This window comes from Sphingomonas sp. ASY06-1R, from assembly GCF_052180265.1.
Classification (GTDB): domain Bacteria; phylum Pseudomonadota; class Alphaproteobacteria; order Sphingomonadales; family Sphingomonadaceae; genus Sphingomonas_I.
The window spans coordinates 2,761,285-2,783,945 of sequence record NZ_CP197464.1 but is presented as its reverse complement, the minus strand read 5'-3'; the positions used below and the strand labels follow the sequence as shown (position 1 = coordinate 2,783,945).

At 65.0% G+C, this 22,661-nt stretch carries 17 protein-coding genes; all 17 read left to right on the top strand.

Features of this window, described 5'->3' with window-relative positions; all coding sequences use genetic code 11:
• The first annotated feature begins 4 nt into the window (after positions 1-4).
• The 17 genes from tssC (ACSBM8_RS13370) (at position 5) to tagF (ending at position 22,660) form a co-directional block, all read left to right on the top strand.
• Positions 5-1,495, top strand: coding sequence for a type VI secretion system contractile sheath large subunit (gene tssC / locus ACSBM8_RS13370; protein WP_442678504.1), 1,491 nt, complete (start codon positions 5-7; stop codon positions 1,493-1,495).
• A 7-nt stretch (positions 1,496-1,502) separates the two neighbouring features.
• Positions 1,503-3,002, top strand: coding sequence for a type VI secretion system contractile sheath large subunit (gene tssC / locus ACSBM8_RS13365; RefSeq protein ID WP_442678503.1), 1,500 nt, complete (start codon positions 1,503-1,505; stop codon positions 3,000-3,002).
• Positions 2,999-3,769 (top strand): type VI secretion system accessory protein TagJ, encoded by a 771-nt coding sequence (locus ACSBM8_RS13360; protein WP_442678502.1) that lies wholly within the window; start codon positions 2,999-3,001, stop codon positions 3,767-3,769. Before tssC (ACSBM8_RS13365) ends, ACSBM8_RS13360 begins: the two co-directional genes overlap by 4 nt.
• On the top strand, positions 3,766-4,197 hold the full coding sequence (gene tssE, locus ACSBM8_RS13355) for a type VI secretion system baseplate subunit TssE (RefSeq protein ID WP_442678501.1): 432 nt from the start codon (positions 3,766-3,768) through the stop codon (positions 4,195-4,197). The genes ACSBM8_RS13360 and tssE overlap by 4 nt, the downstream gene beginning before the upstream one ends.
• On the top strand, positions 4,197-6,011 hold the full coding sequence (tssF, locus tag ACSBM8_RS13350) for a type VI secretion system baseplate subunit TssF (protein ID WP_442678500.1): 1,815 nt from the start codon (positions 4,197-4,199) through the stop codon (positions 6,009-6,011). Before tssE ends, tssF begins: the two co-directional genes overlap by 1 nt.
• Positions 5,966-7,006, top strand: coding sequence for a type VI secretion system baseplate subunit TssG (tssG, locus tag ACSBM8_RS13345; RefSeq protein WP_442678499.1), 1,041 nt, complete (start codon positions 5,966-5,968; stop codon positions 7,004-7,006). Before tssF ends, tssG begins: the two co-directional genes overlap by 46 nt.
• Before the next feature lie 313 nt (positions 7,007-7,319).
• Positions 7,320-9,926 (top strand): type VI secretion system ATPase TssH, encoded by a 2,607-nt coding sequence (gene tssH, locus ACSBM8_RS13340; protein ID WP_442678498.1) that lies wholly within the window; start codon positions 7,320-7,322, stop codon positions 9,924-9,926.
• Positions 9,927-9,993: 67 nt separating this feature from the next.
• Positions 9,994-10,485 (top strand): Hcp family type VI secretion system effector, encoded by a 492-nt coding sequence (locus ACSBM8_RS13335; protein ID WP_442678497.1) that lies wholly within the window; start codon positions 9,994-9,996, stop codon positions 10,483-10,485.
• Positions 10,486-10,578: 93 nt separating this feature from the next.
• Positions 10,579-13,029: a type VI secretion system tip protein TssI/VgrG gene (gene tssI, locus ACSBM8_RS13330; RefSeq protein WP_442678496.1), complete on the top strand. Its 2,451-nt coding sequence runs from the start codon at positions 10,579-10,581 to the stop codon at positions 13,027-13,029.
• Positions 13,030-13,039: 10 nt separating this feature from the next.
• A complete protein-coding gene (locus tag ACSBM8_RS13325; protein WP_442678495.1) occupies positions 13,040-13,288 on the top strand; it encodes a hypothetical protein in 249 nt (82 codons plus the stop codon).
• A gap of 96 nt (positions 13,289-13,384) precedes the next feature.
• The gene (locus tag ACSBM8_RS13320) at positions 13,385-13,708 is read left to right on the top strand and encodes a hypothetical protein (protein ID WP_442678494.1); all 324 of its coding nucleotides are present in this window, start codon (positions 13,385-13,387) and stop codon (positions 13,706-13,708) included.
• Between the two features lie 66 nt (positions 13,709-13,774).
• Positions 13,775-14,116: a hypothetical protein gene (locus tag ACSBM8_RS13315; protein ID WP_442678493.1), complete on the top strand. Its 342-nt coding sequence runs from the start codon at positions 13,775-13,777 to the stop codon at positions 14,114-14,116.
• Positions 14,117-14,290: 174 nt separating this feature from the next.
• Entirely contained in the window at positions 14,291-15,727 is a 1,437-nt protein-coding gene (gene tagH, locus ACSBM8_RS13310; protein ID WP_442678492.1) for a type VI secretion system-associated FHA domain protein TagH, read from the top strand.
• Positions 15,728-15,790: 63 nt separating this feature from the next.
• Positions 15,791-17,101: a type VI secretion system baseplate subunit TssK gene (gene tssK, locus ACSBM8_RS13305; RefSeq protein WP_442678491.1), complete on the top strand. Its 1,311-nt coding sequence runs from the start codon at positions 15,791-15,793 to the stop codon at positions 17,099-17,101.
• Positions 17,098-18,546: a type VI secretion system protein TssL, long form gene (gene tssL, locus ACSBM8_RS13300; protein ID WP_442678490.1), complete on the top strand. Its 1,449-nt coding sequence runs from the start codon at positions 17,098-17,100 to the stop codon at positions 18,544-18,546. Before tssK ends, tssL begins: the two co-directional genes overlap by 4 nt.
• A complete protein-coding gene (tssM, locus tag ACSBM8_RS13295; RefSeq protein ID WP_442678489.1) occupies positions 18,546-22,157 on the top strand; it encodes a type VI secretion system membrane subunit TssM in 3,612 nt (1,203 codons plus the stop codon). The genes tssL and tssM overlap by 1 nt, the downstream gene beginning before the upstream one ends.
• A complete protein-coding gene (gene tagF / locus ACSBM8_RS13290; RefSeq protein WP_442678488.1) occupies positions 22,139-22,660 on the top strand; it encodes a type VI secretion system-associated protein TagF in 522 nt (173 codons plus the stop codon). Before tssM ends, tagF begins: the two co-directional genes overlap by 19 nt.
• Position 22,661: the final 1 nt, after the last annotated feature.

The following is a 22,661-nucleotide window of genomic DNA, read 5'->3' as shown; positions in this document are numbered from 1 at the left end:
GCGCATGACCGACGTTTCCCGCTCTTCCGCGCCCGCGCAGACCAAGGTCGTCGAGGGGCGCAGCCTGCTCGACGAAGCGATCAGCGTCACGCGCCAGACCGACCGCGATCAGGTCGAAACGCTGCTCCGCACGCTGACCGACGAGGCCACGTCCGGCACGGTCACCTATTCCAAGAACCTGACCGTAACGATGCAACGCGCGATCGCCGCGCTGGACCAGAAACTGTCCGAACAGCTTTCGCAGATCATGCATTCGGAGAAGTTCAAGGCGCTCGAGGGCAGCTGGCGCGGTCTTCACTATCTGGTGATGAACAGCAATACCGGCCGCGACATCAAGGTGCGCGTGATCAATGCGAGCAAGAAAGAGCTGGCGCGCGACCTGGAGCGTGCGATCGAGTTCGATCAGAGCACCTTGTTCAAGAAGATCTACGAGAATGAATTCGGCACGCCCGGCGGTGAGCCGTACAGCGCGCTGATCGGCGATTATTATTTCGGCGCGGGCCAGGAAGACGTGCAGCTGCTGCGCAGCATCTCCAGCGTATCGGCCGCCGCGTTCGCGCCCTTCATCGCCGCCGCCGGCCCGCAGATGTTCGGGTTCGAGACGTTCGAGGAATTGTCCAAGCCGCGCGATCTGGCCGACAAGTTTCAGGCGACCGAATATAATAAGTGGCGCAATTATCGTGACACGGAAGATTCCCGTTTCGTCACGCTGACCATGCCGCGCGTCCTGGCGCGCCAGCCTTATGGCGAGCAGACCAAGGCGGTCGACGAATTCGCCTATGAAGAAGCGCCTTTCTCGGCCGACGGTGCGCCCAAGCCGATGAAGCATGACGATTATTGCTGGATGAATGCGGCGTTCGCGCTGGGCGTCCGCATGACATCGTCCTTCTCGGACAGCGGCTGGACCACGGCGATCCGCGGGGCCGAGGGTGGTGGTAAGGTCGCCGACCTGCCGACGCACCTGTTCCTGTCCGACGATGGCGACATGAGCGAACAATGCCCGACCGAGATCGCGATCACGTCGCGGCGCGAGAAGGAATTGTCCGATCTCGGCTTCCTGCCGCTCTCGCATTACAAGAATACCGATTATGCGGTCTTCTTCGGGGCGCAGACGACCCAGCGGCCGAAGAAATATGATCAGGCCGGCGCCACCGAGAATGCGGCCATTTCCGCACGGCTGCCCTACATCCTGGCGAGCTCGCGTTTCGCCCATTATCTGAAGGTGATGGCGCGCGACAAAATCGGCTCCTTCATGGAAGTCGAGGACGTCTCTGCCTGGCTGAACCGCTGGATCCTGAATTATACCAATTCGGCCGAAGGCGGCGGGCAGGAGATACGTGCCAAATTCCCGCTGCGCGAAGCGCGTGTCGAGGTGACCGAGGTGCCCGGTTCCCCCGGCAGCTATAATGCGGTGGCCTATCTGCGGCCGTGGCTGCAAATGGAGGAGCTCACCGCGTCGCTGCGGCTGGTAGCGCGCATCCCCAAGAAGTCGTGATACGGCCATGAACGCCGTATCGCTGGCCGTGGCGGCGGACGGCGAGGGCCGGTCGCCGACACTTGGCGACACGGTGCTCCAGTCGATCGCTCAAGGCACGATCGATCCATCGGCGCTCGACCGCTTCCTCGCCCTGACGGACGAGGAAGCGTTGGCCGCATGGGTGGGCGATGCGCCCCCGGCGCAGGCGCGCGCGCAGATCGACTATGCCATCGCCACGATCGACAGCCTGCTTTCGGAGCAGATCAACGCGATCATCGCCCATCCCCGGTTCGCCGCGCTGGAATCCGCCTGGCGCGGCGTCCGCTGGCTGGCGATGGGGTTGGGGATCGATGACATGTCGCGCATCCGTCTGCTCGACGCGCGCTGGCACGAGATTGGACGCGACTTCGAGCGCGCGCCGGAATTCGACAAGAGCGCCTTGTTCGATCTGGTCTATTCGCAAGAATTCGACATGCCCGGCGGCGTGCCCTTCTCGATGCTGATTGGCCTGTACGATGTGCAGCATCGCCCGACGCGCGGCCGCAAGACGGACGATGTCGAGATATTACGCCACCTGGCCGCCGTGGGCGCCGCCGCGTTCGCGCCGATCATCCTGGACGCAGCGCCCGGCCTGTTCGGCGTGGACAATTTTGGCGACATGGACCTGCGCCAGACGCTCTCGGCCGATTTCCGCAACCCGGCCTATATGCGCCTGCGGTCGTTTCAGGAGCGCCCGGATGCGCGCTTCGTCGGCGTGGTCGCGCCGCGGGTCCGGCTGCGCGGGCCATGGCGCGGACGCCAGGTCGGCGATTGCGGCTTTCGCTACGAAGCGGACGAGCGGCAATCGCTGTGGGGCGCGGGCGGCCTGGCGATCGGCCATGTCGTGCTGCGTGCTTTCAACGATTATCGATGGCCGGCGTCGGTGCGCGGGCTGGTGCGCGACGAACTGACAGCGGGGCTGGTCGCCACGCTACCGGTGGTCGATTTCGAGACCGACGCGCCGGGCAAGATTGTCAAATTTCCGGTCGAGGTGCAATTGTCCGAGGGGCTGGACCGGGAATTGGCCGAGGCCGGTTTCATCAGCGTGCGGCGGGTAAAGGATACGCCCTATCTGGCGATCCACAACATGCCCTCTCTGCACAAGCCGACGACCACGTACGATACCGAGATTGCGCGCACCAACCAGCAGCTCGGCACGATGCTGAACTATATTTTGTGCGTGTCGCGCTTCGCCCATTATATCAAGATCATCGGCCGGGAATGGATCGGCGCGCTGAAGTCCGCCGACGAAATAGAGCAGCGGCTGCAACGCTGGCTCAACCAATATATCAGCAGCGGCAATGATGTGTCGTTCGAGCAGAAGGCGCGATATCCGCTGCAGGAGGCGCGCATTGCCGTGCGCGAATTGCCGGGAACGCCGGGAAGCTATGAATGCGGCGTCGCGCTGAAGCCGCATTTCCAGCTGGATCAGGCGATCAGCGAATTCCACCTCGTCACCATCATGAAGGAGCCCGGAGCGGCATGAGCGAAGCGGCAGCCACGAGCGACACGTCCGCCCTGTTGCGGGAGGGCGATCTGGACGGATTGCGCACCCTGCTGGCCGGTAAGGTCCGCAGCGAACCGGCCCAGGCCGGGCATCGGCTGGCGCTGGCCGACATCCTGATCCTGCAGGGCGAGTTGGAGCGGGCGGACAATCAGCTGGAGATCGCATCCCAGCAGGACACGCAGCTGGCACTCCCCGTCGCCTTGACGCGGCAGTTGATCCGGGCAGCCACCGCACGGGCGGAGACCTTCACCCAGCGGCGCCCACCGGAACTGGTGGCGGAACCGGATTTTGCGATCACGCGCGCGCTGGCCGAGCTCGCCGGCGCGGACGCGTCGAGCGAAGAGGAGGAGGCGGAGCTGCAGGGCACGATCGACGGGCAACCCTTCACCGGCCTGCGCGACGGCGACGATCGCACCGCCGGCGTGTTGGAAGTGCTCACCACGACCGGCAAATATGTGTGGGTGTCGCTGGCGCAGATCGGCCACCTGAAGCTGGTCACGCCGGAACGACCGCGCGACCTGGTCTGGCGCCAGGCGGAGCTGGACGTGCGCGGCGGACCGAATGGCGTCGTCTATCTGCCCGCAGTCTATTTCGCGGAATCGATGAGCGATGCCCAACGTCTTGGCCGCGAAACCGATTGGGTGGAGCAGGGCGCGCAGACGGTTGGCGTGGGCCTGCGCACCTTCCTGATCGGGGAGGATGCGGTCGCGATGGGTGAGTTTACGGAGCTGGTGGTCGCCGAATGACCGCGTCGCTGCTGGACAAATTGGTCGAGACGGAGGACCGGCGCAGTCCGGTCGCGCAATTGCGCGCAAGCCTGTGCCGCGACCTGGAAGCCATGCTCAACAGCCGGCGGCGGCTGTTGTCGTGGCCGTCCGAGCTTGAGGAACTGGATCGCAGCCTGCTCAATTATGGGCTGGACGATCTGGTCAACGAGACGCTGACTGCGGACGAATTCCGCACCCGGTTCATCGAGGATGTGGAGCGTCTGCTACGGCGGCTGGAGCCACGCATCGGCCGGTTTGAAGTCAATCTGTTGCCCAACAAGGATGAGCTGGATCGCACCCTGCGGATCCGCATCAGCGGCGTAGTGACGCTGGACGGCGAACGGCAGGAATTGATGTTCGACAGCCATCTGGATCCCATCCGCTCCTATCTAGTGATGCACAGCTGATGTTCGACGACATCCTGCCTTATTATAATAGCGAACTGCGCTTCATGCGGGACATGGCCAAGGCATTTGCCGAGGCCAATCCGAAGATCGCCGGACGGCTGCGCATCGCCGGCGACCAGATTGACGATCCGCATGTCGCCCGCCTGATCGAAGGCTTCGCCTTTCTGAATGCGCGCACGCGCATGAAGTTGGACGATGATTTTCCCGAGCTGACCACTTCGCTGCTCGATCTGCTCTACCCGCATTATCTGCGGCCCTTTCCGTCGATGGCGATCATGCAGCTGACGCCGCAGGCGGGGCTGCAGACGGCGACGACGGTTCCCGCCGGTGCGGAGTTGATGACGGAGCCGGTGGGCGGCGAGCCGGTGCGGTTCCGGACGGGTTATCCGGTCGAGATGTGGCCGGTCCGGCTGAGCAAGGCGGCGATTTCGGGGCTGCCGCTGCTGGCACCGCAAAATCGCCATGCGGCCACCGCGCAAGGCGTGCTGCGCCTGACGCTCGAGACGACGATTCCCGACTTGACCTTCGCCAAGCTCGGCCTGGACCGGTTGCGCTTCTATATTGCGTCGCCGGCGCGCACGGCGAACATGCTGTACGAGCTGATCACCGGCAGCACGCTTTCGGTTGCTGTCGCGGACGACGCCGCGGATCCGCATCCGGTGATCCTGCCGCCGGACACGATCCGCCCGGTCGGCTTTGCCGAAGACGAAGTCCTGGTGCCGCTGGGGCCGGCGAGCGACCCGGCGCATGCCTTGATGACCGAATATTTCGGTTTCGCGGAGAAATTCCTGTTCTTCGACCTGACGGGGCTGGATGCGAAGACGCTACGCGACGGCGGGCGCACGATCGACGTCTTCCTGTATCTCGACCGGTTCGATGCGGCGTTGGAGCGGCAGGTCAGCGCGAGCGATTTCCGGCTGTTCGCCACGCCGGTGGTCAATCTGTTCCGTCAGCAGGCGGAACCGGTGCGGCTCATTCCGGGCCGGTACGAACATCGCATCGTGCCCGATGCGCGGCGTGAGGCGACGACCGAAGTCTATTCGGTCGACAAGGTCAGCGTCGCCGATCGCGGCGGCACGGCGCAACCCTATTTCCCGTTCTACGCGATGGGCGGTGGGCGCAATGAGGGGCAGCGTTATTGGCGCCTGACGCGCCGCGCGGCCACGAACCGATCGGGCGGAGACGACGTGTTCCTGTCGACCGTCGACAGCAAAGGCGTGCATGTTGCCGATGCCGATCATGTGGCCTCCATCACGCTCACCTGCACCAACCGCAACCTGGCGGCGGATCTGCCGCGCGGGGACGGGCGGCCGCGCCTGACGATGCTGACTTCGGGCGGGCAGGTCGACCGCGCGGTCTTCCTGACCGCGCCCACCCATACCCAGCGGCCCGAGCGCGGACATGGCGCCTTGTGGCGTCTGATCTCGCATCTTTCGCTCAACCATATGAGCATCGCCGATCCCGCGCTGGCCATCGACCTGGTGCGCGAATTGCTGGCGCTGCATGACAGCCCCGCCGGCGCCGAGGGACGGCGCGCGGCGGAGCGGCTGCGGGCGGTGCATACGCGGCCCGCCACGGCGCGCGCGCCGGCCGCCGGACGGATCGCCTTTGTCGGCGGCACCGAGATCATGCTGGAATTCGAAGACCGGCGCCTGTCCGGATCGGGGGTCTTCCTGCTCGGTGCGCTGCTGGACCGGGTGTTCGCTTCGATGGCCGCGATCAACAGTTTCAGCCGCACCACGCTCATGCTCAAAGGGGAGAAGGATCCATGGCAGCGCTGGAACGCGCGCACGGGCACGCGGGCCCTGCTCTGACGCCCCCGAGCGGGCGCGCTCTGGCCCGCGCGGAATTCTTCCAGACGGTTCGCCTGATCCTTGCCGCCACCGGGCGCGGGGTGGGCGACGATACGCGGGCGGACGCCGAGCCGGTGCGCTTTCGGGTCATGGACGGTATGCGCCACCCCGATACGGAGATCGTGGCGCTGGATCGCCCGGCGGAGGACGGCCCGGTCGAGATGACGGTGGCGCCGATGGGGCTCACCGGCCCGATGGGGGTGATGCCGGATCATTATTCCGACCTGGTCGTCGGGCAGCGGCGTGCGCGGGACGAGGCGCTGGCCCGCTTCCTGGACCTGTTCAATCATCGCGCGATCAGCCTGTTCTATCGCGCCTGGGCCAAATACCGCCTCCCGGTGCAGTTTGAGGAGGATGGCGGCGCCTTCACCGATCCCTTCAGTCAGGCGCTTGCAGCGCTCGCGGGGATCGCCCGACTGGATGCGCCGGACACGTTGGCGGCGGCGGGATCGCTGGCACGGCGGGTCCGATCGCCGGGGGCGCTGCGCCGGATCGTAGCGGCGATGTTCACGATGCCGGTGGAAGTGATCGAGCTACAGTCTCGCTGGATCAGGATCGATCGCGCCGAACAGACCCGGCTCGGATCGGCCTACCAGCCGCGCGGCAATTATGCCGGATTGGGCCTGAATGCCGTGTTGGGCGAGACCGTGCCCGATGTGACCGGCCGCTTCCGCATCCGCATCGGTCCGCTCGACTGGCCGTCCTTCCAGGCCTTTTTCGAGGCGGACGGGCTGCACAAGCGGCTGACCGAGGCGGTGCGGTTTGCGATTGGCGGGACGGTGGATTTCGATATCCAACTGGTGCTGCAGGCGGATGAGGTGCCGCAGGTGCAACTGGCGGAAAGCAGCGCGCCGATGTTGTCGCGCACGGGCTGGTTGCTGGCCGGTCCGGCCAAGAAGGATCGGGACGATGCGGTGCTGCCCGCCACGAGCCGGGCCGGAAGCGGGATAAGATGAACCGTGACGGATCGATTCCTACGACGAACGGTTTAAACTCAAGTTAACAAATTTTGGGGCGATTATTCTTGGGACTGGCGCCGGTTACTGCCGAGGGTCCTCCTACGGCGAAACATCAGGATGAGCTGTTAGCGATCGGCGATCACCCGAATCGGATCGTCGCACCCGTGCAGGCCGGCCGTAAAAAACTGGGCCTGCGGTTCGACCCGTCGACCGTCACAAATAGAAGACAGGACGAAGGCTATGGCAGCGCGGGGCGATGCGCGGCCGGATCGGCGCCTTCGAACGAAACCGGCATTTTGGGGGAATGTGCATGAATTTGAAGGCGTTGGTCGCACGGCTCGATCCCGGCAGCCGTGAGGCATTGGAGGGGGCGGTCGCGAGCGCGATGTCCCGCACCAATTACGACGCCGAACTGGAACATTGGCTGCTGAAACTGGTCGAGCGGGACGATCCCGATCTGCGCGCCGTGCTCAGCCATTTCGAGGTCGATACCGGACGGCTGGCCGCGGAGCTCAACCGCACGCTCGATCGGCTGCGGACCGGCAATGGCCGCCCGCCGGCCCTGTCGCCGCGGATCGTGCGGCTGGCGCGCGAAGCGTGGCTGTTCGCATCGGTAGAGCAGGGCGAGGCGATCGTCCGCCCGAGCCATCTGCTCGCCGCTTTGTTGGCCGATCGCGACATGGGCAGCGCGATGCGCGAGGCGGCGTCGCAGCTGAGCAAGGTCGATGCGGACATATTGGCTGGAAACTTCGCGGCAATAGCCGGCGAAGGTGCGGGTGCGCCTGCCGCGACGGCCGAACCGGGCGCGCCCGCGGCGGTGCCGGTGATGGGCAAGGGCAAGGCGCTCGACACTTATTGTATCGACCTGACCGCGCAGGCGCGCGAAGGCCGGATCGATCCGGTCATCGGCCGCGACGGAGAAATCCGCCAGGTGATCGATATCCTGACGCGCCGCCGCCAGAACAATCCGATCCTCACCGGTGAAGCCGGCGTGGGCAAGACGGCGGTGGTCGAGGGTTTCGCCCTGCGCATCGTGGCCGAGGACGTGCCGCCGGCGCTGCGCGGCGTGCGGCTGCTGAGCCTGGACATGGGATTGCTGCAGGCCGGCGCAGGCGTACGCGGCGAATTCGAGAACCGGCTGAAGCAGGTGATCGAAGAGGCCAAGAGCTCGCCGACGCCGATCATCATGTTCATCGATGAGGCGCATAGCCTGATCGGAGCCGGCGGGCAGGAAGGGCAGGGCGATGCCGCCAACCTGTTGAAGCCGGCGCTGGCGCGCGGCGAACTGCGCACGGTCGCGGCGACCACGTGGGCCGAATATAAGAAATATTTCGAGAAGGATGCCGCGCTCACCCGGCGCTTCCAGGTGGTGAAGGTCGACGAGCCGGACGAGGGCAAGGCGATCGAGATGATGCGCGGCCTCGTCGCGACGCTGGAGAAACACCACAAGGTGCGGATCCTGGACGAAGCGGTGGTGGCGTCGGTGCGCCTGTCGCATCGCTACATCTTTGGTCGCCAGCTTCCCGATAAATCGATCAGCCTGCTGGATACGGCGGCCGCGCGCGTGGCGATGAGCCAGACGTCGACACCTGCCGCGATCGAGAATGCCAGCCGACGGATCGATGCCCTGACGATCGAGCGCGACATTCTGGCGCGCGAGACAGGGGCAGGCGCATCCGAACATGGCGCGCGGACAACGGCGATCGAGGAAGAGCTGGCGCAGACCAACGCGACCCGCGAGGCGCTTACGGCGCGCTATGAGCAAGAAAAGGCGCTGGTCGAGGCGATCGGCGCTGCGCGGGAGACTTTGGGCGGGCCGGATGCGACCGACGTTTTGCGGGCGGAGCTGAAGGACAAGCAGGCCGAGCTGGCGACGCTGCAGGGCGAGCGGCCGATGGTGTTCCACGTCGTCGATCGTCACGCGGTGGCGGATGTCGTGGCATTGTGGACCGGCGTTCCGGTGGGCCGGATGGTGGCTGACGAGCTGCGCGGCGTGTTGGAGCTGGAAGCGCAGATCGGGCGGCGGATCCGCGGCCAGGATCAGGCGCTGAGCGTGATCGGCGATGCGATCCGCACCTCACGCGCCGGGCTGACCGACGCGCGCAAGCCCACGGGCGTGTTCCTGATGGTGGGCGTGTCGGGCGTCGGCAAGACCGAGACGGCGCTGACGCTGGCCGACATGTTCTATGGCGGTACCCAGAATTTGACCGTCATCAACATGAGCGAATTCAAGGAGGAGCATAAGGTATCGATGCTCCTCGGCGCGCCTCCCGGCTATGTCGGCTATGGCGAAGGCGGCGTCCTGACCGAGGCGGTGCGGCGCAAGCCGTTCAGTGTGGTCCTGCTGGACGAGATGGAGAAGGCGCATCCTGGTGTTCAGGACGTTTTCTATCAATTGTTCGACAAGGGCATGATCAAGGACGGGCAGGGGCGCGACGTCGACTTCCGCAACGCCATGCTGATCATGACGTCCAATGCCGGTTCGGACCTGATCGAGAAATTGTGCGCCGATCCGGAGACCATGCCCGATGCGGCAGGCCTGGCGGATGCGCTGCGGCCCGAATTGCTGAAGCATTTCAAGCCGGCATTTCTGGGCCGCGTCACGGTTATTCCCTATTTCCCGCTGAAGCCGGAAATCCTGCGCGAGATCGTGGGGCTGGCACTTGGCCGACTCGGGGAGCGGGTTCGCGACAGCTATGCCGCGGAACTGCAATGGGACGAGGCTACAGTCGATGCGATTGCGTCACGCTGCACTGAAGCACAGAGCGGCGCGCGCAACGTCGAAGCCGTCATCGCTGGAGGGATCGCGCCCAGGCTAGCGGGTCTTTTGCTGCAGCGCAGACAAGATGGGGAAAGTGTTGAAAAGATCGAGCTAAAAGCCGACGCCCAAAGGGAGGTAGAAATTAATTTAAGCTAGTACTATTAGAACCGTAACGCAGTTCGTGCGTTTCGGACCCGTAGCAGTTCGTTCGAGGGAGATTGTTATGCCTGTGTATTTGAAGCTTGGTAACCTTAAGGGTGCTGCCACGTCGTCGCAGTACAAGGACTGGATCGAAGTCGATTCCTACAGCTGGGGATTCTCGGTTGCAGTCCAGACGACGTCGGGCGCCTCCGGCAATCGTGTTTCGTCGGGTAAGGTGACGCCAGGCGATCTGCATCTCACGAAGAAGCAGGACGACTCGACCACGCAGTTCATGATTCAGTCGCTGCAGGGTAAGAATACGGAAAATGCAACTCTCGCTGTGACCCGTCAGGCGTCTGATGGCGGCGAGCAGAAGTATATGGAATATACGCTCGCAAACGTGATTTGCTCGTCGTTTACCACGTCGGGTACTTCGGCCAGCGGTTCGCAGCCGAATGAGAATATCACGCTTAACTTCACGTCGGTCCAGATCAATCAGTTCCTGACCGACGCTGCCGGCAACGAGCGCGCCGTCCGCGGTGGTGTGGACTTCCAGCAGAACAAGTCCCTCTAAACGATACGGTTGGCCGGCCATGCAGGTGCATGGCCGGTTCGACTGCTGAGGTGCTTGTTCGTCGGGCACGGCCCGAATTAACTGGAGCATAAGGTGGCGCGTTTTCCCAATCGGTTTCTTCACCTGATCGAAGCCCCGGGGAGCGTCGACAATTACAAGCTGTTCCGCATGGACGGGACAGAGAAGCTTTCCGAACCTTTTTCGTTCGAGTTGACGATCCGATCGCAAGGCCAGGTCCCCAAGGCGGAATCCTGGATCGGCGCATCCATCACATTTTCGTTCGGGCAGACCGATGGGGCCGAGCGCACCATCAATGGCCGCTGCTCGGACTTCCGTCATCTTCACGAAAAAGGCAGCTACGTCGAATTCTTCATTCGCGTGCAGCCCGCCTTCGAGTCCCTGAAGATGACGCGCGATCGCCGCATCTTTAACGACAAGAGCGCCAAGCAGGTCGTCGAGACCGTGCTGGGCGAGCACAATATCGCGTTCGACGATGCCAAATGGGGCAATTCGCCCGTGCGATCCTACATCGTCCAGCATGACGAGAGCGACTTCGCGCTTGTCAGCCGGATGATGGAAGACGAAGGCGTCTTCTATTATTTCAAATATGATGAGGGGGCGGCGCCCTATAAGCACCGCATGATCATCGCCGGCGATCCGTCGGGCTATTATGACGGCGAGCCGTTCGAGATCAATTTCCGCCGCGACCATCTGACGCGCGGCCTCAATTCGCTGCAGATGGGCTATGGATCCGCACCCTCCAAGGTCGTCACGCACGATTATAATTATAAGCAACCCGGGGAGCTGACGCCGGTCACGGCGCCCAGCCGCCTGAGCTGGGCCGAGAAAAAGGGCCAGGTCTTCCAATGGGGTGCCGGCTATAAGGATCCCAGCGGCGGCCAGTCGCGCGCGAACCTGCGCGTCGAGGGCGCCGAAAGCGGATCGGTCAACATGAAGGGGCAGGGCACCTATTCCGCCTTTGCCCCGGGCGCGCGCTTCAGCGTCAACGACCAGCGGCTTGAGCCGTGGGAGCGCCGGATCGTCGTCAGCGGCGTCCGCCATTCGGTGTTCGATCCCTATGCGTCGGACGAAGGCGAGCCCTATTATAAGCAGCAGTTCGAGGCGCATCCGAGCGCGCAGCCGTTCCGGCCGCCGCAATCGACGCCGCGCGCGATCAGCTCCGGTCCGCAGACTGCGGTCGTGCTGGACCAGAATGACGGCAAGGGCCTCGGCCGCGTCAAGGTGCGCTTCCATTGGGATCATAGCGGCCATTCCAGTTGCTGGGTGCGCGTGCTGCAACAATGGGGCGGCAACCAGATCGGATCGCAATTCATCCCGCGGCCGGGCATGGAAGTGCTGGTCGACTTCATCGACGGTCGCGCCGAAAATCCGGTTATCATCGGCTGCCTGTACAACGGCAAGAACAAGCATGGCTTCGACCTGCCCGCCAATCTGACGCAGGCCGGCTGGCGGACGTCGGGCGAGGGGGGCAAGACCAACCACCTGTTGTTCGAGGACAAAGGGGGCGGCGAGAAGATCGATCTGCTGGCCGGGCGCGATTTCGTGCGGACGGTCAATCGCCATGAGAGCGTGTCGATCACGGAGCATCTGGAGATCGCGGCCAAGGCGGTCGACATCGCCGCAACCGAAAGCATCGTGCTGCACGTCGGTGGCAGCAAGATCACGATCACGTCGAGCGGCGTGTGGATCGATGCGGACAAGATCCAGCTGAACAGCGGCGGCGCGCCAACGACGTTCACGCCGCAGATCCAACCTGCCCTTCCCGCACCAACCGGTGCGACCAGTGTCGGTGCAGCATCCAGCCTCGCGGGCGGGGGCGGATCAGGACCGTCTTCCTCCTCTGGTGGGGGATCGGGTGGGGCTGCGGCCAATCCTGGTGGCAGTAGCGGCGGCGGAGCTGGCGCTGGAGGCGGTACCGGCGGTGGCACGCCCAAATCGGAAGCATTGGCCAAATCGATCACCAAACCGGGCGGGACTGGCACCCAGGCCGACGTCGATGCCGTGGTCGGCGAGCTGAAGAAGATGCCGGAGCCCGCGCTGCAGACGCTGAAAGACAACAAGGTCGACGTGATCGCCGCGCGCGGATCGGTCACCGACTTTGCCAGCGACTTGAAAGGCGTGAAGCCGCGCGGTTGGCCGCCCGGTAGCTCCTGGGACAGCGTGCCCGGCGCGTTCATGCCCGACCGGAATGCGGTTGTGATTGCAACGCGAGGGGACGCTACGAACCGGAGCGTCCCGCTGACTGGCAACGGCCATGGTTCGGAAAACCTGGTTGTGCATGAGGTTACGCACGCGGTCGACAAATATGCCGGCGCCGCGCGCAACTCGCAGAGCCCTGACTTCGTTGCTGCGCGATTGAAGGATGTCGCCGCGCTGCCAAGCTATGAAACGCAACCCGGTGTCGCCGGGTTGTCGGAAACATATGCGGAAAGCGCGGCACGCGCGTACGGAGGCTCACATGGTTCTATCGTCACGCCGGCATTGGATTCTTATTGGGCCGCTAATCCTCTTGGCGGCAAGTAGCTGCCACGCGGTGAACAAGGGAAAGGCAGCGAAGGTGGACCAGGCGCACAAGGAGCAACAGGAGGAGACGATCGGTGTCGCGACGCGCGAGGCGGACGGCACCTATGTCTTGCAGCTGCGCGCGACATCGAGCAGCGGCGCCATTGGCCAATCACTGATGCGCTACAAGCGCGGTGACAAAGGGTATGACGAGGTCGCCAAGCATATTGGCGCGGTCCCGGTCGGCAAATGGGTGCCGGTGAAGCCCTTCCCGGAATAACCGATAGCGGCGCGGGAGCGGTGTAGGGAACGCATGCAACATCGACTGGCTCGCGGGTGATCGGCTGACGGGTCATCGGGGATCTACAAGGATCACATGGTTCGATCGTCACACCGGCATTGGCGTCTTATTGGGGCGCTCATCCTCTCCGCGGCAAGTAGCTGTCACGCGGTGGATAACGGAAAGGCGCCGAAGGCGGATCAGGCGCGGGAGGAAAAGCAAGTTGAGACTGTTGGTGCCGCCATGCGCGAGGCCGATGGTACTTATATATTGCAGCTCCGTGCGACGTCGGACGGAGGCGACATGGGCGACGCGCTGATACGCTACCGCCGCGGTGACAAGGATTATGACGCAATCGCCCGGCACGTCGGCCCGGTCCCGGTTGGTCAATGGGTACTGGTAAAGCCCTTTCCGAAATAAGAGCAGGCCAGCACGTCGGATGAACGTGGTACGCTTACCTAAGCAACGGTGCAGCAGGAGAAGGTCGTGAAGCGCTCAGCCTGTTTGTTGATCGGCGTTGCGGGCTTCTTTCTGCAGGCAGCGTCGCCCGCTCAAAACGCCTTGATGGAGAAGATCGAGCGCACCGTGACACTGCCGCGCGGGGCGGAGCCGCTTTCCCATTATATCCGTCGCTACGCTTATCTTGGCGATCAGACGATCGTCGGAGTCTATGTCAGTCGTGACATAGACAAGAACGGACCGGCGCGGTCCTGGGTGGATGCAAAGCAACTGCCGCACATCTCGGACGGCGGATGTGGCATCGTGATCGTATTCTACGATCCAAAGAAAAATCTGCCGCCCGACGGGACGTGCAATCCTGCCGTGTGACCAGTGAATTTACTGCAACAACAATGGGCTGCGTCGGGCAGCCTTGACCTGCGCCTAGAATATTGATGCCGCGTCTTTCCGGAGACGGAACGAATGTTCGCGATCTGGCTTGATGCGTTACGGCGGTAGCGTGCGTGCGCGTCCGTTCACATGGGGCTAAGAAGAGGTCGGCGTGTGCTGCGACTGAGATTGTTTCGAAAGGATGATCCAACCAACCAGTTGGACAGCCGCGCACTGGATGATGGCGAGATCTCGATCGGCCGAGACAGCAAGGCCGATTGGCAGGTGGCCGATCCTGACCGGGTCGTATCGCGCAAGCATCTGACGATCGCCAGTCGGGGCGGGTTGCTGACGATCCGCGACACCAGCGCCAATGGCGTATTCCTGGGCAGTCCACGGCAGCGGGTCGATCGCGATCGGGCGATTCCGGTGGGACGTGGCGAGGCCATCCAGTTCGGCAATTATCTGTTGGTGGTGGAGGAGGAGCGCCGTGGCGGCGCCGATCCGGTGACGACGCCGGACCTGGCTTCCCCCTTCCGCGGCATCGACGAAACCAAGGAAGAATCGCGCAAGCCGAAGAGCAAGCCATTCGATAGCGCGCTCAAGCTGGATCCGCTGAGCCAGCGCGGGCCTGTACCCAATGAAGATGCATGGGACCGTCCGCCCGATGCCCCGGCCGGCAGCTGGAAGCCGACCTCGTCGCACCGTCAGCCCGAACATTCGACCCTGATCGGTTCGGAGCGTGAGTGGCGCGAGCCGCCCCCGCAAGCGGCGGAAGCCGGCTATGGCTTCGACGCGCCGTTCAACCGGCCGATCCTGGAACAGCCGGCAGTGCCAAGCCAGTCGACGGCGATCCCGTCCGACTGGATGGAGCCGGCAAGCCGCAAGGCACCGACCCCGCCCGCGCCCAGTACGCCTGCGGTGGCGGCGGTAGCGACGCCCGAGCCGATCCTGGCCCCTGCCGCCGAGGCGCCGGCCGCCAAGGCCAAGAAGAAGCCGGTGCCGCCGCCGGCATCGGACGGCGACGCCTTGTTCGAGCATTTCTGCGCGGGTGCCGGGATCGATCCCAACGCCTTTGCGGGCGAGGATCGCCGCGCGCTGATGGAGCGGTTGGGCGGTGTTTACCGGCAATCGGTGCTCGGCATTTCCGACCTGATGCAGGAGCGGACCGCGCTGCGGAACGAATATCGCATGGTCCGCACCACGGTCCAGCCGCAGGGCAACAATCCGTTCAAATGGGTACCGCCGCAGCGGATCGCGGTGGAATTGCTGCGCGGCGAAGGCAGCGGCTACACGACTGGCGAGCGCGCGCTCAACGAGGCGCTGCGCGATGTGAAGGCGCATCTGTTGTGTATGCTGGCGGGCATGCGCAGCGCACTGGCCGCCACCTTCCAGGCATTGTCGCCGCAGGAGATCGAAAGCCAGATCGGCGATCGTAATTTCCTGATCAAGGCCCAGCGCGATGCCGCCTTGTGGGCGGGCTATGTCGAGATTGCGGCGCGATTGCGTGCCGAGGCCGACGATAGCGCCGACGGCATGATCAACCGTGCCTTCCGCCGTGCCTATGAGGCGCAGGCCGAGGAACTGGGCGACAGCAAACAATGGCAATAAGATCGACAGCAGGGGGCGAGGGTCGAAATGTATTGGAATAACAAGGTCCTGTGGTCGGAGGGCATGTTCCTTCGGACGCAGCATTTCCAGCAGTTCGAACGCTATATCGAGCGGCTGAACGAGAGCACCGCCCGCTGGCTGCACCCGCTCGGTTGGGGCTTTGCCCGGCTGGAGATTGACGAAGGGCTGTTGCGCACCGGATCGCTGGCGCTGTCGCGGGCGGCCGGCATCCTGCCGGACGGGACCGTATTCGACGCGCCGTCCGCCGACGATCATCCCCGTCCGCTGGACGTGCCCGGCGATCTGCGGAATGCCATCGTCCACCTGGCCTTGCCGATCCGCCGGCCAGGTGCGTTCGAAGCGCGGCTGGAAGCGCGCAGCGGCCAGCCGCTCCGCTGGGCGGCGCATGAAACCGAAATTCCCGATACGATCGAAGATAGCGAAGGCAGCGCGCCGGTGATGGTCGGCAAGCTGGACCTGACGTTGATGCACGATCAGCAGGAACTGACCGGCTATGTGACCCTGCCGGTCGCGCGGCTGATCGAAAAACGGCTGGACGGCGCGCTGGTGCTGGATCCGGAATTCATCCCCACCGCCTTGAGCTGCGACGTATCGGCCAAGCTGGGCGGCTTCCTGGCCGAGATGCGCGGGCTGCTGCAGCATCGCGGCTCCGCAATCGCCGCGCGGCTGGCCGATCCGGGCGGCAAGAGCGTGGCCGAGATCAGCGACTTCCTGACGCTGATGATGATCAACCGCAACGAAGCCGTGCTGCGCCATCTGGGCACATTGGCCGATCTGCATCCGCAGGATTTCTACCGCACGCTGACCGGCCTGGCCGGCGAGATCGCGACTTTCACGGAGAGCGGTTCCAACCGCCCGCCGGAATTCGCCGCCTATCAGCATAACGACCTGCAGGCGAGTTTCGCGCCGTTGGTCGGCTTCCTGCGCGACGCGCTGAGCGCCGTGTTCGAGCAGACCGCGATCCCGATCCCGCTGGAGGATCGCGCTTATGGCATCCGCGTCGGCAAGATCACCGATCGGTCTCTGTTCAGCGACTGCACGTTCGTGCTGGCGGCGCGCTCGTCGATCGACGGCGATCTTATTCGCACCAACCTGCCGAAGCGCACGACGATCGGTGCGGTCGAGCGGATCCGGGACCTTGTCAACCTGCAGCTGGGTGGCGCACCGATCCGCCCGCTGCCGGCCGAGCCGCGCCAGATCCCCTTCCGGGCCAGCATGATCTATTTCGAGGTGAATACCAGTTCGGAAGACTGGCATCTGATCGAACGATCCGGCGGCGTCGCCATCCATGTTTCGGGCGACGTTCCCGATCTTGAGCTTGAGCTGTGGGCGATCCGGGGACGTACAAGGTGAGCGGGCGCAACCCGTTCGAGCCGGACGACGATGCCGATCGCACGATGATCGGCCGGTCGCCGCAGGCCCCCGTCGATCCCGACGATCGCACCCAGATTTCGCAAAGCCCGATCGATCCCGACGATAGGACCCAGATCCGGTCCGGTGCCGCCGGGCCGTTTGCGCGTCCCGACACGCCCCAGCCGCGTGCGCCTGCCGCGCAAGGCGGGGTTGCCGACACGCCGTTCACGCCCGCGCCACTGTCGCTCGACAGTTTCGGCGCGGCGAGCGCCAACGCCTTGCTGGCCGCGGGTGCGCCCCTGATCGCGCTGGCCAATTCGCTGCGCAGCGTCGTCGATCCGGGTGACGTCGTGCGGCTGCGGCGCACCGTCGTCGACGAGCTGCGCCGGTTCCAGACGCGCACGCGCGAACTGGCGGTAGGCGATGAAGATGCGCGCTACGGCCATTATGTGCTGTGCGCGCTGATCGACGAAGTCGTGCTGTCGACGCCGTGGGGCGTCAAAAGCAGCTGGGGCCAACAGACGTTGGTCGCCACCTTCCATAATGAGGTCGTCTCGGGCGACCGCATGTTCGAGCTGGCCGACGCGCTGGAAGCGCGGCCCGGCCGCTCGCCCAATCTGCTGGAGCTGATCTACGTCTGCCTGTCCTTCGGCTTCGAAGGCCGGATGCGGCTGGAACGCGGCGGGGCCAGCCGCCTCGTCCAGTTGCGCGAACGCCTCTATGCGGCGATCCGCAATCTCAAAGGGCCGGTCGAGCGGGGATTGTCCCCGAACTGGACCGGCGTCGACGCCGCCTATCAACCGGTCGCCCGGCAGACGCCCTTATGGGTCTGGCTGGTCGGCTTCGCGCTGTTGCTGCTCGCGCTCTATGCCGGCTTCCTGCTGCATCTTGGCACGCTGGGATCGCGCGCCACCGCGCCGCTGACTGCCAATTACCGGGCAGGCCCGGCCAGCCTGAACCGGTCGGCGCCCGCGCCGCCATCGGATAACCGGCTGTATCTGACGATCCTCGACATATTGAAGCCGGACATCGATGCCGGCCGCGTCGCCGTGACCGACAGCTCCGATGCCGTGCAGGTTCGGATGAAGGACAAGGGATTGTTCGCATCGGGATCGGCCGATCTGGACAGCAGCTACAGCGAGACGATCGGCCGCATCGCGCAGGCAATCGACCTGACCAGGGGCACGGTTCCAGTAACCGGGCATACCGACACCCAGCGCATCGTGTCGCTGCGCTTCCCGTCCAACCAGGCATTGTCGGAAGCGCGCGCGGGGGCGGTGGTCCAGGCGCTGACCGCGAAGGGTATCGAAAGCGGGCGACTGAGCCCGGCGGGCGTGGGCGAGACGCAGCCGGTGGCATCGAATGACGACGAACAGGGCCGGCGGCAAAACCGCCGCGTGGAGGTGACTATCCCCAAGAATTATGTCGAAGGGGGAGCCCGCTAATGGTGCTTTCGAAGCCATATTGGCTCAGGCGGATCTGGGTTCGTCCCTCGCGCGGCGTCATGATCGTGCTTGGCCTGATCGCGCTGGCCCTGCTCATCTGGTTCGTTGGGCCACTGATCTCGATCGCGCGCTGGGCTCCGCTCGGCTGGGTGTGGGCGCGGGTCGGGCTGATCGTCCTGATCCTGCTGATCGTCGGCGGCCGCTGGGGCTGGCGGAAATGGCGCGAGCGGCAGCGCAACCGGGCCTTGGTCGCTGACTTGGAGGGCCGTCCGTCGGAGGCCGCCAATCAGAGCGAGCTGGCCGCAGCCGACATCACCGCGATGGAGGAGCGGGCCGACAAGGCGCTCGCGCTGATGCGCGATGCGAAGATCGGCGCCAAAGGCGAGATGGTCTACGAGCTGCCCTGGTACGCCATCATCGGGCCACCAGGCGCGGGCAAGACGACCGCCTTACGCAATAGCGGGCTCGATTTTCCGATCGCGCAGGAGGTGGGCGACAGCCCGGTCCGCGGGATTGGCGGCACGCGCACGATCGAATGGTGGTTCACCGATCGCGCCGTGCTGATCGACACGGCCGGACGATACACCACGCAGGACAGCGATCAGGCGGTCGATGCGGGTGCGTGGCGCGGCTTTCTGGATCTGCTGAAGCAGCATCGTCCGCGCCAACCGTTGACCGGCATCATCGTGGCGATCTCGGTCGCCGATCTGGCCGGCGCCGACGAAAGCGCGGCGATCGATCACGGGCGGGCGATCCGCCACCGCATCAACGAGATGCAGGAGGCGTTCGGCATCCGGCTGCCTGTCTATGTGCTGATCACGAAGATGGATCTGCTCGCCGGGTTCAACGAATATTTCGAGGATCTGAGCGCGCACGAGCGCGAGCAGGTGTGGGGCGAGACGTGGAAGCTGGATAAGGACGGCAAATTGCCGGACGAAGCACCCAGTTTCGATCGCGCCTTTGACGGACTGCTCACGCGGCTGGATTCGCGCATGTTGATGCGGATGCAGTCGGAACAGGACATGATCCGGCGCGGGCTGATCTTCGGCTTTCCGCAGCAATTCGCGTCGCTGCGCCAGCCTTTGGGCCGGATGCTGCAAACGATCGCGAAATCGACGAAGTTCGAGACGCAGCCGCTGGTGCGCGGATTCTACTTCACCAGCGGTACGCAGTTCGGCCGCCCGATCGATCGGCTGCTTGGTGCCTTGTCGAGCCGGTTCGGCTTGAGCCTGGGCGGCGCGCGGCTGGAGAATAGCAAGGGCCGCAGCTACTTCCTCGCCGATCTGCTGAAGCGCGTCGTCTTCACCGAGGCGGCGCTGGCAGGCCGCGATCCGGCCGTCGAGCGGCGCGCGCGTCTGATCAAGTTCGGCGCGATCGGGGCGGCGGCGGCGCTTGCCGCGATTATCGCCCTGTTGTGGCTGGTCAGCTATTTCCGCAACAGCGCGCTGATCGACAAGCTGGAGACGCAGGCCGGCATCTTGCGTAAGAGCGTGCAGGCGCTGCCGCAGGGTCCGATCAGCGACAGCGACGTGACGCAAATCTTGGAGCCGCTGGGAGAGGCGCGTGCCTTGCCCTTCTCCAGCACCGCACCGATGGCGGATCGCACGCCCGGCTTCTCATGGGGGCTGGGCCAGGTCGGCACGCTGCGGCCGCAGGTCGACGGCGCGTATCATAATCTGCTGAACCAGCAGTTCCTGCCGCGCCTGCTGCTGGGCCTGGAGGATGAGCTGACCGAGCTTAACGGCGCGCCACAGGAGCCGGGCAAGGATAATCGCGCGGACACCTATAGCGTGCTGCGCCTGTATCTGATGCTGGGCCGGGCGAAGGGCGCTCCGCTGGATCGGCAGGGCATCCTGGCGGCGTTCGACGATCGCTGGAGCAATGCCTTCCCGGGTGAGGACCAGGCGCCGCAGCGCGATATCTTGCACGCGCATCTCGCCTCCCTGCTGGCGGGCCCGATGGATCCGCCGCGTCTGAACGCCAGCCTGATTTCGGCATCGCGCGATCGCGTCTCCTCGCTCGGGCCGGGCGAGCGCGTCTATGCGCAGCTGCTGGCCGATCCGGCGCTGCGTGGCCTGCCGGCCTTCACGATTGCGGAAGTGCCCGGCGTCGGCAATTCGCGGCTGTTCACCCGCAAATCGGGCAAGCCCCTGACGGCCGGCATCCCCGGCATGTTCCGGCGCCGCTATTTCATCACCAACGTGCTGCCCGCGATCGGCCGTTATGCCGCGCAGTCGGCCAATGAGAATTGGGTAACGGGCGAGGCGGGAACCGCCTCAAGCCCGCTGACGAGCGAGACCGGCCGGATCAAGGACGCGCTGCTCACTACCTACCTGGCCGACTTTACCCGACGCTGGGACGAGATGATCGACGACGTGGTTGTCAGCGGCGAACGGCCGATGGACGAACGCCTGCAACTCGCGGTGCGCCCGCCATCGCCTGTCAAGGCCTTGTTCACGGCCTGGGGGAGTGAGACCGACCTCACGCCGCCATCGCTGAAGCGCGGTCGCGGCGCGGCGGCGTTGCGCGTCGGCTCGCTCTTCTCGCGCTCCATCTATCGCGGCCTGAACAAGGCCAACCAGGTGGATTCGGCGGCATCCTCGGCCGGGCCTGCCCCGCCAGGGCCGCTGGACGAAGTGATCGAGCATTTCCGCTGGCTGCATGATATCGCGCCGCCGACCGGCCCGTCGCCGTTGGACGACGCGCTGATCGCGCTCACGGCGGTGGGCGATACGGGGACGGCGTTGCGCTCGGCAGCCGGTCTGGCCGATCCCACGCTGACGCGGGACAAACAGGCGGCGGCGATGGCGGCCACGGCGCGATTGAACCAAGTTGCGGGCGGTTTGCCGCCGGCGGCAGGATCCCTGTTCAAGGGCTTCGTCAACGCGTCGACCAAGCAGCTCAACCAGGACGCGCATGCCAGCATCAAGACGATCTATGCGCAGCAGCTCTACCCCGAATGTCGGTCGATCGTGGCGCAGGGTTTCCCGCTCGATGGGAATTCATCGCACGAAATCTCGATCGACGATTTCAGCCGACTGTTCCGGCCGAGCGGCCTGATCGACTCGTTCCAGACGACCAGTCTGGCCGGACAGATGGATATGAGCGGCAAATATTGGGGGCTGACCCAATCGGGCCGTGCACTCGGCCTGTCTTCGGCGGCCGTGCGGCAATTCCAGAATGCGGATGCGATCCGTCAGGCCTTCTTCAAGCCGGGCGACATCCGCCCCAACGTGCGCATGGCGATCGAACCGCTGCGGATCGATGGCGATGCGACGGCGGTGACGTTGACGCTGGACGGGGCGCCGGCAGCGTTCACGGCAACCGACCGGCGGAGCGTCGAACTGCGGTGGCCGGGCGCGACGCCGGGCGTGACGGTGTCGTTCCAGCATAAGGGCTCGCCAACCCCGAGCGTGCGCAGCTGGACGGGGGATTGGGCGTTCTCGCGCATGTTGCGCGATTCGCGATTGAGCAACGTCACCTCGCGCGGGTTCGTCGTCACGGTCAGCGATGGTGGTGCCAGTGTCGGCCTGCGCGTGCGGATGCTGAACACGACCAATCCCTTCACGATCCGCGAGCTTGGGAGCTTCCGGTGCCCGTCCGGCTTCTGAGCGAGGCGCCGCGCGCGGCCTTGTTCGGCAAGCTGCCGGCGCATGGCGACTTCGTGCGCCGGGGCGACCCGGAGCTGGTGCGGACGCTCGACGGCTGGCTAACGGCGGAGGTGGACCGGTTCGCCATGAGTGCCGGCTATGAATTGGACGAAAGGCTGTCCGAACTGCCGACCTGGTGTTTCCGATTGCCGGGGGACATTAGCGGCGCGCTTGCGGCGAGCCGGGACAAAGTGGGGCGCCTGTATCCGGTGATCGCGACCGCCGATGCGCAACCCGGCGGCGCGCAGCGGATCGCGGAGCTGCTGACCGAAGCGCGCGATCATGGGCTGGACGCGGATGAGACCCGGGCGCGGCTGATCGTCATTGCCAGCGACACGGCGGAGGACGCGGCTGCCGAGGAGGAGGGCTGGTGGCGCGCATCCGATCCGGCCGCGCGGGCGACCGTGACCGACTCCATGCCCACCGGCGCCGATTTTGCGCGCCTGTTTGACGTGGAGGGCTGAC

Coding starts and splice junctions, on each gene's coding strand:
- tssC (WP_442678504.1), top strand. CDS start 5: ATGACCGACGTTTCCCGCTCTTCCGCGCCCGCGCAGACCAAGGTCGTC.
- tssC (WP_442678503.1), top strand. CDS start 1,503: ATGAACGCCGTATCGCTGGCCGTGGCGGCGGACGGCGAGGGCCGGTCG.
- ACSBM8_RS13360 (WP_442678502.1), top strand. CDS start 2,999: ATGAGCGAAGCGGCAGCCACGAGCGACACGTCCGCCCTGTTGCGGGAG.
- tssE (WP_442678501.1), top strand. CDS start 3,766: ATGACCGCGTCGCTGCTGGACAAATTGGTCGAGACGGAGGACCGGCGC.
- tssF (WP_442678500.1), top strand. CDS start 4,197: ATGTTCGACGACATCCTGCCTTATTATAATAGCGAACTGCGCTTCATG.
- tssG (WP_442678499.1), top strand. CDS start 5,966: ATGGCAGCGCTGGAACGCGCGCACGGGCACGCGGGCCCTGCTCTGACG.
- tssH (WP_442678498.1), top strand. CDS start 7,320: ATGAATTTGAAGGCGTTGGTCGCACGGCTCGATCCCGGCAGCCGTGAG.
- ACSBM8_RS13335 (WP_442678497.1), top strand. CDS start 9,994: ATGCCTGTGTATTTGAAGCTTGGTAACCTTAAGGGTGCTGCCACGTCG.
- ACSBM8_RS13320 (WP_442678494.1), top strand. CDS start 13,385: ATGGTTCGATCGTCACACCGGCATTGGCGTCTTATTGGGGCGCTCATC.
- tssK (WP_442678491.1), top strand. CDS start 15,791: ATGTTCCTTCGGACGCAGCATTTCCAGCAGTTCGAACGCTATATCGAG.
- tssM (WP_442678489.1), top strand. CDS start 18,546: ATGGTGCTTTCGAAGCCATATTGGCTCAGGCGGATCTGGGTTCGTCCC.